The 14,623-nt window shown below is 45.9% G+C and carries 20 protein-coding genes; 10 read left to right on the top strand and 10 right to left on the bottom strand.

The genetic code is table 11. From position 1 onward, the window contains the following. Nucleotides 1–4: 4 nt before the first annotated feature. From ABXJ76_RS18930 to ABXJ76_RS18915, 4 genes are all read left to right on the top strand, one after another. A complete protein-coding gene (locus ABXJ76_RS18930) occupies nt 5–481 on the top strand; it encodes a MarR family winged helix-turn-helix transcriptional regulator (protein WP_432742928.1) in 477 nt (158 codons plus the stop codon). A 224-nt stretch (nt 482–705) separates the two neighbouring features. Next, nucleotides 706–1,131 (top strand): tautomerase family protein, encoded by a 426-nt coding sequence (locus ABXJ76_RS18925; protein ID WP_432742926.1) that lies wholly within the window; start codon nt 706–708, stop codon nt 1,129–1,131. A 659-nt stretch (nt 1,132–1,790) separates the two neighbouring features. Next, nucleotides 1,791–3,161, top strand: coding sequence for a group II intron reverse transcriptase/maturase (gene ltrA / locus ABXJ76_RS18920; RefSeq protein WP_432742924.1), 1,371 nt, complete (start codon nt 1,791–1,793; stop codon nt 3,159–3,161). A gap of 192 nt (nt 3,162–3,353) precedes the next feature. Continuing rightward, complete coding sequence (locus ABXJ76_RS18915; protein ID WP_432742922.1) at nt 3,354–3,758, top strand: hypothetical protein; 405 nt, start codon at nt 3,354–3,356, stop codon at nt 3,756–3,758. A gap of 136 nt (nt 3,759–3,894) precedes the next feature. On the opposite strand, the gene ABXJ76_RS18910 is transcribed toward ABXJ76_RS18915, so the two are convergent. The 8 genes from ABXJ76_RS18910 to ABXJ76_RS18875 form a co-directional block, all read right to left on the bottom strand. Then, nucleotides 3,895–4,242 carry a Spy/CpxP family protein refolding chaperone gene (locus tag ABXJ76_RS18910; protein ID WP_432742920.1) on the bottom strand — a complete coding sequence of 116 codons (348 nt, stop codon included), beginning with the start codon at nt 4,240–4,242 and terminating at the stop codon, nt 3,895–3,897. A gap of 161 nt (nt 4,243–4,403) precedes the next feature. Then, complete coding sequence (locus ABXJ76_RS18905; RefSeq protein ID WP_432742919.1) at nt 4,404–5,102, bottom strand: response regulator; 699 nt, start codon at nt 5,100–5,102, stop codon at nt 4,404–4,406. A gap of 2 nt (nt 5,103–5,104) precedes the next feature. Then, nucleotides 5,105–6,550, bottom strand: coding sequence for an ATP-binding protein (locus tag ABXJ76_RS18900; protein ID WP_432742917.1), 1,446 nt, complete (start codon nt 6,548–6,550; stop codon nt 5,105–5,107). A 143-nt stretch (nt 6,551–6,693) separates the two neighbouring features. Continuing rightward, complete coding sequence (locus ABXJ76_RS18895) at nt 6,694–6,948, bottom strand: hypothetical protein (protein ID WP_432742915.1); 255 nt, start codon at nt 6,946–6,948, stop codon at nt 6,694–6,696. A 57-nt stretch (nt 6,949–7,005) separates the two neighbouring features. Beyond that, nucleotides 7,006–7,419 (bottom strand): hypothetical protein, encoded by a 414-nt coding sequence (locus ABXJ76_RS18890; protein WP_432742913.1) that lies wholly within the window; start codon nt 7,417–7,419, stop codon nt 7,006–7,008. A 111-nt stretch (nt 7,420–7,530) separates the two neighbouring features. Beyond that, the gene (locus ABXJ76_RS18885) at nt 7,531–7,824 is read right to left on the bottom strand and encodes a hypothetical protein (RefSeq protein ID WP_432742911.1); all 294 of its coding nucleotides are present in this window, start codon (nt 7,822–7,824) and stop codon (nt 7,531–7,533) included. Beyond that, nucleotides 7,818–8,597 (bottom strand): hypothetical protein, encoded by a 780-nt coding sequence (locus ABXJ76_RS18880; RefSeq protein ID WP_432742909.1) that lies wholly within the window; start codon nt 8,595–8,597, stop codon nt 7,818–7,820. The genes ABXJ76_RS18885 and ABXJ76_RS18880 overlap by 7 nt, the downstream gene beginning before the upstream one ends. Nucleotides 8,598–8,650: 53 nt before the next feature. Further along, entirely contained in the window at nt 8,651–8,920 is a 270-nt protein-coding gene (locus tag ABXJ76_RS18875; RefSeq protein ID WP_432742907.1) for a hypothetical protein, read from the bottom strand. Between the two features lie 175 nt (nt 8,921–9,095). On the opposite strand from ABXJ76_RS18875, the gene ABXJ76_RS18870 reads away from it, so the two are divergent. From ABXJ76_RS18870 to folA, 5 genes are all read left to right on the top strand, one after another. Beyond that, nucleotides 9,096–10,403 carry a hypothetical protein gene (locus tag ABXJ76_RS18870; RefSeq protein ID WP_432742905.1) on the top strand — a complete coding sequence of 436 codons (1,308 nt, stop codon included), beginning with the start codon at nt 9,096–9,098 and terminating at the stop codon, nt 10,401–10,403. 49 nt (nt 10,404–10,452) lie between these two features. Next, nucleotides 10,453–10,860, top strand: coding sequence for a hypothetical protein (locus ABXJ76_RS18865; RefSeq protein ID WP_432742903.1), 408 nt, complete (start codon nt 10,453–10,455; stop codon nt 10,858–10,860). A 100-nt stretch (nt 10,861–10,960) separates the two neighbouring features. Next, entirely contained in the window at nt 10,961–11,149 is a 189-nt protein-coding gene (locus ABXJ76_RS18860; RefSeq protein ID WP_340123496.1) for a (2Fe-2S)-binding protein, read from the top strand. Between the two features lie 227 nt (nt 11,150–11,376). Next, entirely contained in the window at nt 11,377–12,054 is a 678-nt protein-coding gene (locus ABXJ76_RS18855; protein WP_432742901.1) for a glutathione S-transferase, read from the top strand. A 195-nt stretch (nt 12,055–12,249) separates the two neighbouring features. Next, complete coding sequence (gene folA, locus ABXJ76_RS18850) at nt 12,250–12,738, top strand: type 3 dihydrofolate reductase (protein WP_432742899.1); 489 nt, start codon at nt 12,250–12,252, stop codon at nt 12,736–12,738. Nucleotides 12,739–12,774: 36 nt separating this feature from the next. Here the strand turns inward: folA and ABXJ76_RS18845 are convergent, their stop codons facing one another. Both ABXJ76_RS18845 and apaG read right to left on the bottom strand, forming a co-directional pair. Continuing rightward, nucleotides 12,775–13,620 (bottom strand): symmetrical bis(5'-nucleosyl)-tetraphosphatase, encoded by an 846-nt coding sequence (locus ABXJ76_RS18845; protein WP_432742897.1) that lies wholly within the window; start codon nt 13,618–13,620, stop codon nt 12,775–12,777. Between the two features lie 2 nt (nt 13,621–13,622). Next, entirely contained in the window at nt 13,623–14,000 is a 378-nt protein-coding gene (gene apaG / locus ABXJ76_RS18840; RefSeq protein WP_432742895.1) for a Co2+/Mg2+ efflux protein ApaG, read from the bottom strand. A gap of 71 nt (nt 14,001–14,071) precedes the next feature. On the opposite strand from apaG, the gene ABXJ76_RS18835 reads away from it, so the two are divergent. Next, nucleotides 14,072–14,608, top strand: coding sequence for an ankyrin repeat domain-containing protein (locus ABXJ76_RS18835; RefSeq protein WP_432742893.1), 537 nt, complete (start codon nt 14,072–14,074; stop codon nt 14,606–14,608). Nucleotides 14,609–14,623 lie beyond the last annotated feature (15 nt).

The following is a 14,623-nucleotide window of genomic DNA, read 5'->3' as shown; positions in this document are numbered from 1 at the left end:
CACTATGGACTCCGCATCAACATTTCCGACTGCTCTACGAGAGTTATTACGCACACAACAGACTTTCTTATCTTATGCAGCCAGTCATGTTCACACGCTGGATCTGACGCTGCCGCAATTCGATATTATCATCACCTTAGGCAATACGGCCGGTATGAACTTCAAGATACTGGGTGAGAAAACCTTAATTACTAAAGGCACGTTGACCGGCGTAATCAGCCGGTTAGAGGATAAAGGACTGGTTCAGCGTGTTGCCTCGGAAACGGATGGCCGCAGTCAGATTGTACAACTAACGGAGGCGGGAAAGGCCTTATACCAACGCACTTTTCCCGAGCATCTGGCATTCATTTATCGGATATTTACTGATTATTCCCCGGAAGATATCGCGACTCTTGAAGCCACTTTGCTGCGGTTGCGCAAAGCGGTAATCGCAGCACGCAGCGATGAGAGCGAGCAGCTTGCCGAGGAAACTGATCAGTAGGCAGATAGTTGTTAACAAGGATTTTTCAGCGCTGGTTTTGCTGTAATGAAGGACGATAACGATTCCTTGCAAAATCTACTCAGGAATATAAGGCATGACCCGAACGACTGCTTTTGGTCTTCGGCCTCCCTTGGTTCCGCAATTAATTTATGAGTCGACACTTCGCTCGACTCATAGCAAGTTAACCGCTCCATTAACAATGTTCGCCAGAACAAAGGATTAGCATGCCATTCGTTAACATTTCGATACTTTCAGGGAAGTCGCCCGAATATATTAAAGCGGTTGGTGATGGCATCAACTCAGCTGTCATTGAAACCATGGGCTTCCCCCTTGATGACCGTTACCAGATTATTCATCAGCTCGATTCGGCGCAATTACAGCTTCAAGGCCGTGATGGTGACCGAGTGATGATGCATTTGGTAATGCGTGCTGGCCGCTCAAACGAATCAAAACAGGCGTTTTATAAAAAAGTGGTGGAAAATCTGGCGGTTAATCCAGGTATTCCGCCTGAAAATGTAATGATAACCCTCTCTGAAAACCATGATATTGATTGGTCTTTCCGTGATGGTGTCGCTCAGTTTATGGTTTATCCGGATGCCGACATTAGCAAACATAAACCAACCACGGACACCCCGCTACGCCAACTGTGACGACGACTTCCGGAACCCTAGTCGCCAAGACCTACGGGCAGCCAAAAGAACTTTTATCAAAAAAGTCCGTAAAGCCCCTTCCTTCAGGTTGGGGATGTCAGGATGCTCTTGATTTGTTTTTGTTATCATCTATAATTTTCGTCGTTGGGTGCGCTGTTGCTGCGTATCTCCTGCCATCAGGGTCACTGAGATGGCGTGAAGTAAGACGATTTTCAGAGTCGTCCCCTTCGGGCATGGAGGGCTGTACTAAGGAATCCCCCTGCTTTAGCTGGGGGTGGATGTGTGCGCCCAGCATGGGCGCGATCTCGGAGGTGAAAGTCCTCCCGTGAGCTGACCACAGCGAGCGAATGGAAGCGCAACTGCGCAAAGGTGACTGAGCGTGGGAAGGAAGCGTGGAAAGAAACCGTGAGCCGATGAACAAAAATCAGATATGAGGCGCGTCCAATCAAGGCGAGCAGGCACATTACTGCGAAGCTTTTGTGGTCAATGAGAGGTGGCGTAGATCTGGCGGTTGTGCGGGGAAGGATCACGTTCTTACCTGGGGAGATCTCGTTTTACGCCTGAAAGGGCGACGGCGTAAGCCGGGACGAGAAGTCAGCAGAGGCCATAGTAGCTGGGTGACCAGCGAAGGGCCAAACGAGAAGGAGAGCTGAAAAGTTATGAATCTTGGAAATGTACTGCATCAGAAGTCCGGGAAACCGGAGCGGGTCGTGACCGGCAAGGGTGAAGCCCAAGCCGATGCGGCACGCGATGAAACACGTCCGGCGTTTCATAAACAAGAAGGCTTGGGGCGGGAGGACTTGCTTGCTCAGGCTCTCTCGCGTGAGAACATGGCTGCGGCGTGGAAACGCGTCAAAGCCAACAAGGGAAGTGCTGGTGTCGATGGACTGACTATCGGGCAGACTCCGGAATTCCTCAAGACCCATTGGCCACGAATCCGGTCAGAGCTTTTAAACGGGACGTATAGGCCTCAAGCCGTGCGGCGCGTGGAAATTCCAAAACCGGCAGGTGGTACGCGGGAGTTGGGGATACCGACGGTTGTCGATAGACTGATCCAACAGGCCTTGCTGCAAGTCTTGCAGCCGCTGATCGATCCGACTTTTTCAGAGTCCAGCTATGGCTTTCGACCTGGCCGAAGTGCGCATGATGCAGTGCTCAAAGCACAGCAATACGCGCAAGAAGGCTACCGGGTTGTGGTCGATGTGGATTTAGAGAGATTCTTTGATCTGGTTAATCACGACATCCTCATGGACAGGCTTGCCAAACGTATTGCCGACAAGGCCGTTCTACGGCTGATCAGGCGGTATCTACAAGCCGGGATCATGGCCAAGGGTATGGTGATGGAGCGAGAACAGGGGACGCCACAAGGCGGGCCGCTGTCGCCGCTTCTGGCCAACGTGTTGCTCGATGAAGTGGATAAGGCTTTGGAGAAACGGGGACATCGATTCGCCCGATATGCCGATGACTGCAATGTTTACCTGCACAGTCAGAAAGCCGGCGAGCGGGTGCTTCGCTTTCTGAGGAACCTGTATGAGAGGCTGCACCTTCGGGTGAACGAGAAGAAAACCGAGGTGGGTCCGGTATTTGGGCGCAAGTTCCTTGGCTACTGCCTTCGGCGGTGGTCAGGCGATACGGTCAAAATTGCTGTGGCACCCAAGGCGCTCGACACGTTTAAGCAACGCATCAGGCTCATCACACGCCGGGTGGGTGGACAAAGCATGGCTCAAGTGGCTGAACAACTGCAAGCGTATATGCCCGGCTGGAAGGCCTACTTCCGACTGGCGCAAACGCCAACGACGTTCAAAGATTTGGACTCTTGGCTGCGACATCGACTCAGGGCGATTCAACTGAAGCACTGGCGGACTGGCACCACAATCTATCGTGGGCTACGAAAGCTTGGCGCGTCACACGAGTTGGCCCTGCAAACAGCGGGTGGTGGTGGTCGATGGTGGAGTCACAGTGGCTCTGCCTTGAACAAAGTCCTCACGGTGAGCTATTTTGACAGCATTGGCATTCCGAAACTCACATGACCTCAACTTCTCGAACCGCCTGGTGCGGACCCGCATGCCAGGTGGTGTGGCAGGGGCGCAGCTTAAAGCTGCCCCCTATGCCGTTCAATCCAGGACTACCTGATTGGCGTAGTCGTTCTTGCCCTGGTCGGTCTGGTCTTCTGGGGCATTCGGCAAAGCGGCAAGGAGTAATCAGTAGAGCGCATAACATTAATGTATTGCGCACATCAGCGTCTTAACCGTAGCCCGGATCCGGTACAACATCTGGGATGGCTGCGCAAAAAAGTATTGTCGACACCTAATAAGGTTCTCCGCGCCAATCGGCACATCGACATTGCTGCCGCTGGATGGCCGATAAAAGAACCGTCAGAAAAGAAATCTTCGGCGGGCATTAACAAAAGCTCGGTTATGTCTTCGAGGCAAATGATTGATCCGGTAACTGGCACGGTAACTGGGCTGGTAATAGTACCTGTAGGCGGGTGCCGACCTATTGCGGCGGCTGTCGAAACGATGCCCAACCTGGGGTTTACGCAGAGGCGTATTGTGCACACGGTTGATCTGGGCGTTCCGATGCGAAGGCGGCCGGTTATCTGCCATGACGGTTTGTTGACCGAATAACATCAACACACCAACAAGGAGCATGATTTTGTGGTTTAGACTGTTCATAATTATCTACCTCAAAAGATTTATCTGGGTGTTTAGCGGCTAAGGCCCTCCCTGGACAACAATAGCCGCTTTTAAAACCAAAGCGGGTTTACTTTTGGCTTTCGTTTTGTTTTTGGTTTTTCCTTTCCTCATGACGTTTTTGCCATTTTTCCTGGTGGTCTTTTTTGATGGCATCCAACTTGGTCATCTGCTCGGCAGTTAACACTTCCTGCATACGCAAACGGCTTTCTTGACGAAGCGCCTCACGTTTTTCCTGCTGTTCTTTGAAGATCACTTCCAATTTGCTTTTTTGCTCCGCGTTTAAATCCAGCTGTTTGGCCATATGTTCCACTTTATTGCCCTGGTGGCGGCCTCCGTCATGGCCGCCGGGAAATGCGGCTACGGTCAAAGGAAAGGCTAAGGCCAGTGCGATGAGGGTGATGATTTTTTTGTTCATGGTAAGTCTCTCAATTGATTAAGGATCGTCAAACGGCGTTTTTCCGTTTTCGAGATCTACTTTAACCACGAAAAGCGCAAACAATTTGGAGCAATTAAGGAAATAGTGTGCAAATTAACGCCTATCTATTCCTTGCCTTACGCAGAATGATAGCGCATCAACTAATTATCAACCTGCTGCGGATCATAGCGATAACCGGCGCCATAGACCGAATGAATCAGTTCCTGGCCGGGTAACAGTTCGGCCAGTTTTTTTCTCAATTTTTTGATGTGACTGTCGATAGTGCGATCCGAAACAATACGCTGATCCTGATAAATCTGGTCCATCAATGCAGACCGGGAAAAGATGCGGCCGGGTTGCCGATATAACACTTGCAGCAGTTGGAATTCCACTGAAGTCAGTTCGATTTCATGCCCTGCGGCCAATACCCGAAAACTGTTGGCATTCAGGGTTAACAATTGAACAGGATGCTCATCATTATCCGCTTGGGGCTGCAATCGGCGCAGTACCGCCTTAACCCGCGCCACCATTTCGCGGGGACTGTAAGGCTTGCAAATATAATCGTCGGCACCCATTTCCAGGCCCAGTAAACGATCGATTTCCTCTATGCGCGCAGTAACCATAATAATCGGTACTTTGCTAAAACTTCGTATTTCGCGGCAAATCGTCAGGCCATCGCAACCCGGCAACATCAGGTCCAATAAAACAAGATCCGGATGCTGCTGTTTGACCCAGGGCACAACCGCATTGCCCTCGCCAAGCGTAGCGGTGGCGAAACCGGCATTTTGCAGATAATCCTCTGCCAGCTTGGCGAGCTTGTGTTCATCTTCGACGATTAAAATAAGGCGGGTATCGTTCATGGTCATGATTGCACCGGCAATTCAATGTGTATGGCGAGTCCGCCCAGAGATGAGGCTTGCGCGTTGATAATGCCGTTATGCGCGGCGACTATGTTTCGGCAAATGGCCAAGCCGAGCCCTGCGCCTCCGTGATTTCTGCTGCGCGAACGTTCGACCCGGTAAAACCGGTCGAACAATTTCTCCCTTTCCTCATCGGATACCCCCGGGGCGCTATCGGCGATATCGATGAACAGGGTATCTGTCTTTTTTGCGACAGTGATGTCCAGACGTCCGCCGCTGTCGGTATAGTGGGCGCTATTTTTCAGCACATTGCGAAACAGTTGCGACAAACGATCCGGATCGGCATAAACACGAACAGTGCTTTGAGTCGTATCGATCAGTTGAACGCTCAGCTGTTTACTGTCGAATTCAGGCATCAGCGCAGCCAAGTCCGCTGTTAAAACGGCTATCGGATCAATGACAGCTTTTCGGTAAGTCAATGCGCCTTGGTCGGATAAGGCCAATTGATAAAGATCCTCCGTTAACCGGTTTAGCCGCATAACATCGCCGAACAAAGAATCGATGGCTGCACGGTTCATTGGACGAATGCCGTCCTGCAATGCTTCCAATTCCCCGCGCAATACCGACAATGGGGTACGCAACTCATGGGAAATATCGGCAACCCAACGCCGTCTGGCCTGTTCCGACTGTTCCAGGGCGGCGGCCATTTCATTAAAGTCACGCGCCAGCTGTCCGAGTTCGTCACCGGATTCGACTGGCAGGCGGATATTATAACGGCCGACGGCCAGCTCTTTGGCTGCCGCAGTAATGCGCTTGATCGGCCGACCCAGAATATAGGCCAGAAATAGTGCCAGAACGGCGGAAAGCGTTATCATTAACAGTGCAATCCAGGCGAATTCTTTAGCCTGTCTTTCCATAAACCGGAGTTCGCCGAGTTGATTGTCAGGTTTTCCCGGTAACAGCCCCAGAAAACCGACGACTCGGTCCTCATGCCTGATTGCTTGCAGCGTTAATTGTGACAGCGCTTCCGGTTGACCGAAAATAATCGATTTATCAGCGGCTAATAACATCACCCGCATTTCCAACGGTTTGAAACGTCGTTTGCTAAGTGCTTCGGATTCGACGGCTGGAGGCCATCTGTTCAGCGGCTCGGTCAGCGCATTTTTCATCCAGGTTGCCGGATGCCTGTGACGGCGGTTATCGGATTGCAGCAGTAACTGAATCCATTGTTGCTTATTCCCGGCCAGAGGTTCCCAACTGCCGGTATCTGCATAATAGTCGGTCAGTCCATCGATTAAATTAGAGACCCGTTCACGTTGCCGCGTCTCAATAAGTTCATTAAAGCCCCGGTCCAAGGACCAGCGCATAAACAAATACATGCCGGCCACAACCAGCAATGTGGTCAGCAGAAAAGTTAGAAATAATTTGATTCGAATGGATTTGTGCACAGAATTGCTCGTCAGCCGTCTAGGGTATTGTTATGCTCAACGCAGAAAAAATAAATCTTCGTGGTGAAGATTGAATAACTATTACGCAGTAAAATTTCATGATTTTCCTGGCGCTCGAATGGGTGTGCGCTGGAGGGGATGATTTAGTTGTACCCACCGTAAAATTCATGCTCACGTTTTTCTTCGCGAAGTCGTTCACGATCTACTTCCAATCGCTCTTTAGCTATGTCATTAGACTCCTTCATAAGCTCTTGTTCTCTGCGTTCACGTATGCTTTCTGCACTGTAATAGAGTTGCGGACTGCCGTATGAATGAGGATTGTAGCTATTGTCTTGACGATCATAAGCAATAACGATTGATGACATAGCAAGGAGTGTTATTGCGATTAATTTTTTCATCTCACCTATCAACCTAATCTATTAATTGGGTATTTTTGACTAAAACGAAGTTTGAAGCTATTTTCTCATGAGGCCTTTAACAAATTCTTCAATATCTTTCCTATGCTGTATTGAAAAAAATTCTGGGTCAGTTCCTTGTGATAATCCCCTAATTTCATTAAGAATTCCTTGTTCATTTTTCGTTATTGCGCCACCAAACACCTGCTCAACGGCCTTTAGAGTCTCTGGACAGTATTCGAGCATTGCCATTCTCAGCATTTGCTTGGGGTCTATGTTGAGAATCTCGGCAATCTGAGGGATGCTGCGTAATGGAACTCTTGTTTTGCCAGCCTTAAACATGCTGATAATGTTAGCCCGATCAAAGCTAAGTTCCGCAGCCATGTCTGACTGTTTAATGTTGGACTGATCAATCTTGTCCCTAAGAAATTCATGAAACATTTGTGGTTTTATTTGTTCGTCAGTTGATAGCATAGATACCTTGTATGAAAATTTAAAATAAAATCAATTGGTTATAATGTAAGTAATGAGTAATTTAAACGTTAAGTTCTACAGTGCAGAGCTAATCTGCCACGAAAAGCTTACTTATTCCTCGTCATCCTCAAGCCCAAGTCTTCCAGAGAAGCCGTAAAATATGGACTTAAAACTAAGAGTAGCAATGTTTCTTACACCAGTAAAAACATCCAAAATAATGTTAAAAAATATATAACAAATCCAGCCGGTTTCTTTTACGAAAGGAATTAAAATTTCTTTAAATACTTCAAGTGGAAGCAAAACAATTCCGGACTGAATACCTAAAGCAACAGACTTCAAATATTTTTTATTTCTTTTATCCAAAAGCATCACTTTATCAACCGAGGCTATTAAAAAATTCAGCATTTATACGCACCTATTTTTATTAAAAGAGCACGTTTACCTTTATCAATTGAATCTGGATTTGTTTTAATTGATAGCTGATCTTTCGGCTTATTTCCTAAAAAATAGGCAATTCTTTCAGCATTAGCACCTGATGGGTGAGGCATACCGCTTAATATTTGGTTCTCGTTGATTATTTTTTGTGAAGCAAGCCATTCCAAGGCTTCCGTTACTTTAGGCCCTAAAGGGATAAACAGAGATGTTTTTAGTTTATTGCATATTTCTGTTACAAAAAACTCTTGTATCGATTCTCTTAGCAAAGGCGTTTTAAGCATTGATGGTGAGCCGGAATAATTTCCGCCATCAACAAAAACAGGATTTTTTAAAATAGATGCCATTTGCACTAAATGTGCATGAGAGGTAAAAAGCAGCTCGGTACTGGGTATACCCAGTTTTTCGTGAATCCCAACATCATCAAGCATACTAATTAAATTAGTTCTCATGGAGCCGCTAAAGCTGGCAGCCGATTTAACCGCTTTTAAAATATCTTCTGAAGAACCGCCTTTTTCTAAGCCAATTTTTGCAGCATTCATTGCATTAGCAGCTTGCTGAAGGCCAGGTGTAATGCCAACAAGTACAATTTTTGCGCTTTCATTAACATACTCAAATGGAGCGTAATAAATGCTTATTTTTCCTTCTTTTTTTAGCAAAAGCGAATCATGTAATGGGGCAGTGGTAGAAAAATGAGGCGCATTTTGAATGAGTGCCCTGTAATTTTCAAATTGATAGTTTGCCATGATGTATTGGTTCTCTTTTGTTAAGTAGTAAGTTTAAAAAAATCCTGATGGTGCTATTTACGTTTAATTGACTCCTCTCGATATCCGGTGGTAATAATCTTGCCGTTATTCCCCCTCACCAGATAAATACTTTTGAGCTTGTCAATTTTATTGCTAATCCCACCGGTATAACTGGCCAACTTTTTAAGGCTGAGCTGATTGAAGTAAATCAACTCTGAGCCATTTTGTGGCTCGATAGCTCCATACTGCTCAAGCCAGTCGATTATGATGGGAGAAATTCCTCTCTGCTCTAGCCTGGTCTGTGCGTGTAGTGTTAAGTTCATGCCCGTGCTCCGTAGTAAGTCAAAAATCAAGAAAGTGAGATCATTTTAGTGTGTATTTCATGTAAATTCAATAAAATTATAATTTAGAATTTCGGTGAAATTTATTAAAATATTTGTATTTACATTTCAAGGAAACTATATAAAATAAAGTCAACTGAAATTATTAGGAAAAAATATGAGCAACTCAACGATTGATCCTCTTTTAAAAAATCTTCAAATAGAACTTGCCGACCGCATTATTCATCTGGCGGCTTTCATTGATAGTGCGTTTGGTACAGGCAATGCAAATGTTGGAGATCGTTTGATTGAGCTCATGGGGGACAAAGGCATCAGCATATATGGAGAAGAACCTGAGCGTATCGACCTAAATAATTATCGAATCGGTCGCACGTTATCTTTTTTATATAACTATGCATACCATGCCAGGTGTATTCAGGGTCTTGACTGGGACGATTGGCATGGTGATACCCTTGATCAAGTATTCAGGGAGTTTCTTGAGATAACCGATACCTACGGTGTGGTGACAAGTACTAGAAACTGCGCCGACTGGGGCTCAAGTAAAACGTCTTGTCGCAGTGAGTCGACATGGGAGAGTTCGCCATTATGGGAAATGGTTAAGCTGTGCGATGCAAGACATGATTTAGATTTCGAGGAAGAAATCACTGTCTCAGACATTGCTCTTTTGGCTGGCATGAACGAAAAAAGCGTCAGAAATGCTTTACGTTCTGAAGGCGAGCATCAGTTAGTTAGCAAAGATGGTGAAACTGTCGAATGTGCTGAGGCTTTACGCTGGCTATGCAGTAGAAAAAGCGGATTTAGGGAGACAACTTTTGTTTCTTTTGATAAAGAAGAATTACCAGAAAGCTTGAGCTATATGGAGTTAGCACCTTTTATAAAATCAAGACTGGAAAAGATTTACGGTGACTTCGACTGGCGAGTTAATGCAAGTGATTTTCTTGGTTATACTGAAGATAAATTATGGTCTATTGTCCATGATATCGAAAAACTGCCAATCAAAGACACACAGCGTATAGCTAAAGCCATTAAAGTTGATCAGGTCTGGTTTACCGAACAAGTTTTTGCGGCTCTGTTTCCAGAACAAATGGAACTGATTCTGTACAAAAACCAAATCGAATATGAGGTTGTTCCAATTCACCAGGAAAAGCCATTTATCGAAGTCCAGTTAACCGAAAAAGGCATCAAAAACGGTTATATCGATATTCCTGCAAAATTTTCAGAATTTTTTCCTCCAGATTGCTTTGGTGATCGAGCAACAGGAAACCAAGGTATCCCTATTGAACTGCGATTCGGCAATGAAATTAGAAGTACTGATATGCGTGTTAAAAGTTCGATCACTATTAGCCCTAGAGCACGTTTTGGTGGTTATTTAAATAAAGTCATTAATGCAAAACCTGGCGATACGCTCCGAATTACCAATGTTGAAGACCGGGTGTTCGAAATAAAACACACCCCATCTAACTAGATACAATTCATATTCGTATTCGATAGATCAACTTATAGGAGAGAATAAAATGAGTCAATGGAATCCAGAAGAAGCTATTAGGCACTTAGAGAGCTTGGGCTTTAAGCCAACTAACAGTCATACCGAAAAGAGTAAATCTGTTGGTTTTAGCGTAGACGATCAAAAGCAAAGACATATTGCTGTTTTCTGTGGAACTAAAAACACGGTTACTTGTTATGTGAATTTCAATTCAATAACGGATGAAAAATATCCAATCGAAGGCATTGAGGGTATTGAAAAAATGAAATTTTATCCACGAGGTCATAAAGGAGAAAATGGTAATCCTGGAATATCAAGTTCTGTCGCTAGATATAACACATCTCTTAACCCATCAAATCATGCGGTTATAAGGGTTCATGTTAATAGTGAAAATTCTCTTAATAAATTATTGACTTGGTACACTGGAAATACACAGTAAGTATTTTTAATGCACTAGAAAAAACAAATAAGCTATTACACCGCTCGAAAAAATTCTGGGGTGATCATTAAAGCGCTATGGAATAAGTTGACAACTCTATATGAATAATACAAAAGACGATGTTATTTGCTACTGTACCGGAACAACTAAAGAGAAAATCAAGGAGCTTATCGCTCAGGGCATCAATGATCTGGATATGATTTCAAGGGAAACAGGCGCTTGTTCTGGGTGCGGATCTTGCGATGCGGAGATAAAAGATTTTTTAGCCGAAAACAGCTCCGGCGCATAATCCGCAAACCGTCCGGTCGGATTGCTCAGTTCATTAGCAATCCAAGGACAAATAAAGGCATCTCTGGGCACGCAACACACGCATCCGTGTGCGTGTTGCGCCCGAGGTGTAAATCAGCGTGCAAAAGTTCCCCTTTAATGTGAAATGAGGTCGACGCTCGAAACGGGAATGTCAGCCCAACCTCTAGGGATGTTTCTAAGCCCGATGAATGACCTAACTATTGAAAAATGATTGAACTAGCCTTAACTACCCGACCCATTTTTTACAGTTTTCGGCGTTGCCCTTACGCAATGAGAGCTCGTCTGGCTATTGCAATAACCGGCGTCGTTGTCGAATTGAGGGAGGTCGAGTTACGCGATAAACCTGAAGCGATGCTGACTGTTTCGCCTAAGGGTACGGTGCCGGTGCTGCAACTTGAGAACGGCGAGGTGATTGATCAAAGTCTGGATATTATGTGTTGGGCGTTGCGTCAGAACGATGCCGAGCATTGGCTTAATAGTGCTTGGCTACAAAATGCGGTGCAATTGATCCGACATAATGACGGGGAATTCAAATACCATGTGGACCGATATAAATATGCAGATCGTTATCCGGCATACTCCGCGCTTTACTATAGGCAGCAAGGTGAGCTGTTTTTAACCGACCTTGAAAGACGGTTAAATCAAAGTCAATTCTTGTGCGGCGATTATTTTGCATTGGCTGATGCCGCTATCTTGCCTTTTATCCGCCAGTTTGCGGCGGTCGATTCAGATTGGTTTGAGAGCTCTCCTTATCCTGCTGTAAAGCAGTGGCTAAACAGGTTTTTAACCTCCACGTTATTTGACGTGGTCATGACAAAATATCAATTCTGGAAGCCTTATGATCCGTTATTGTTTTTTGGCAGTGAGAAAACTGGGGTTAATTAATCCCCCGTATTGATCTCCGGTTGTCGCACCTATCGACTACCGGTAGTATGTCGATTATCTACGTACCGCTTCCATCTGGGCCGAGCTATAGCAAGCGAATCCCATTGCATTGCATTGAGTTGATGTAAATGACAACCGGATAAGCACGGTAGGATGCTTGAGTAAAATTCAATGGCTAAAAAATACTGCATTAAAATGAAAATATCACTTATCGTCGCGATGGCGAGCAACCGGGTTATCGGCCTGAACAATCAAATGCCCTGGCATTTATCGGCCGACCTTAAAAAATTCAAGAAAATAACCATGGGCGCGCCCATTTTAATGGGCAGAAAAACCTATGAATCGATAGGCAGGCCGCTGCCGGGGCGCACCAACATCATTATCAGCAGGAATCCGGCATACAGCCAACCCGGCTGTCTGGTGTTTAACGACATTGACCAGGCGCTGGCAAGTTGCCGCGATGCTGAAGAAATTTTTGTTATCGGCGGCTCGGATTTTTATAAGTCGATGTTGCCTGTTGCCGATACGCTCTACCTGACGCAAATACATCAGGAATTTCCCGGCGATACTTTTTTTCCCGAGATCGACGCAGATCAGTGGATTGAGGTGGAGCGGGAAGATATTCGGGACGATGCTGATGCGGTGTTCAGCTACAGTTTTTTAAAGCTGGAAAAACGGAAATAGCAGGAGTTCAATATCCTTACGAACTGATCTTTTGGGTTAACCCTCTACAGCCAGAGACTTTTTACCGGATTTTTTGGTTTCGGGACAATCAATGCTGAAACGCTGCACCGGTTCACCCAGTTTTAATGCGGTGAGTTGGCCGCCCCAAAGACAGCCGGTATCGATGGCGTAACAGTTAGGCCCCTCGTAATAGCCTAAGGTAGACCAGTGGCCGAAGATAATACGCATGTCGGCATTTTTACGCTTGGGCACGGTAAACCACGGAACAAGACTTTTGGGTTGCGAGCCTAAAGGCCCGCTTTGAACAAAATCCAGACGACCATTAACATCGCAATAACGCATACGGGTAAAGCAATTGATGATAAAACGCAGCTTTTCGACGCCTTTTAAACTGGATGACCAGATATTAGGCTTGTTGCCGTACATTTGTTTTAAAAACGCCTGGTAATCAGGACTTCTTAGGGCCTGTTCCGCCAGCAAGGCCATTTTTTGGGTTTTTTTAAAATCCCATTGCGGCGGAAGGCCGGCATGAACCAGGCAGAAATCATCGTTAAAATGAAATAAAGGCCTATGCCTTAACCAGTCGATTAACTCGTCCCTGTCCGGCGCTTCAAGTATCGGCAACAGCGAGTCTTTTTTATTGGCTATTTTGGGTGCGCAGGACGCGGTCAGTAAATGCAAATCATGGTTGCCGAGCACCGTGACTGCAGAATCTCCCAGCGATTTGACAAAGCGCAGGGTTTCTAAAGACTTGGGGCCGCGATTGACCAGATCACCGGCAAACCACAGTTGATCGGTGTGTTCATTAAAACAAAGGGTATCGAGGAGTCTTAATAATTCATCAAAACAGCCTTGAATATCACCGATAGCATAAATAGACATTGTTAATGCAGGGTTCTTGGGATGGATAAGGTAAACCGGGGTACGTCTGCCTGGAAATTATCGCCATCATCCGAATGCATCGTATAGTCACCCTGCATGGTGCCGACCGGTGTTTCTATCATCGCACCGCTGGTGTAACGAAAAGACTCGCCGGGTTTAAGATAAGGTTGTTCGCCGATGACGCCATCGCCCCTGACTTCCTGGGTTTTGCCATTGGAATCGGTAATCAGCCAATGACGCTGGAGCAGTTTTGCCGGTATTTCTCCGGCATTGGTAATAGTGATAGTGTAGGCAAAGACATAGCGATCCTCATCCGGAGAAGATTGCGCTTCTATAAAAAGAGGTTTGGCCTCAACTATTATTTTGTTTTTTTCGTTCATTATTAGATCATATGGGTTATATAGTGTTTATTTCATCGTAACTTTTCATTAAACGCAAGTAACTATTCAGTATGAAATACAAAGACGGCTTTTTAATTCTATTATTCGTTTTGTCCACAGCGACGCATGCACAAGATGGTCAAGATTTATTTGCGGCGGCAATGATCGGCAAGATTGATAGAACAGAAGCTTTGCTGGCGCAAGGGATCGATGTTAACAGTAAAACAGCCGTCGGCCGCACTGCTTTGATGGCCGCTAGTTTTAACGGCAATGTACGCATTGTTAAGCTACTGCTGGCGTACGGAGCCGATGTCAGCCTCGCCGATAACTCAGGCGTAACAGCGTTAATGGATGCGCTGGTTTTCGGCAATGAAGACATCGTTAATTTGCTGATTGTAGGCGGAGCCGATGTGAATGCGCTGGATAAACAAAATGTGACGGTTATGGGCCGAGCCAAAAAAACCGCCCATAAAAAAGTGATTGAAATACTGGAGCAAGCCGGGGCAAAAGAAGAGGCGGAAGTGCCGATAGAAGAAGCGACCAGCAAAGACGGCGCCGCTGGAAAACCGGCAGAAAAGTCGGATACGAAGCCAGCGGACAAAAAATAACTCACTAAAGGATAA

The organism is Methylobacter arcticus, assembly GCF_050917435.1.
GTDB classification, from domain to species: domain Bacteria; phylum Pseudomonadota; class Gammaproteobacteria; order Methylococcales; family Methylomonadaceae; genus Methylobacter_A; species Methylobacter_A titanis.
The sequence above is the reverse complement of the archived record's forward strand: the minus strand, read 5'-3'. Positions and strand labels throughout refer to the sequence as shown.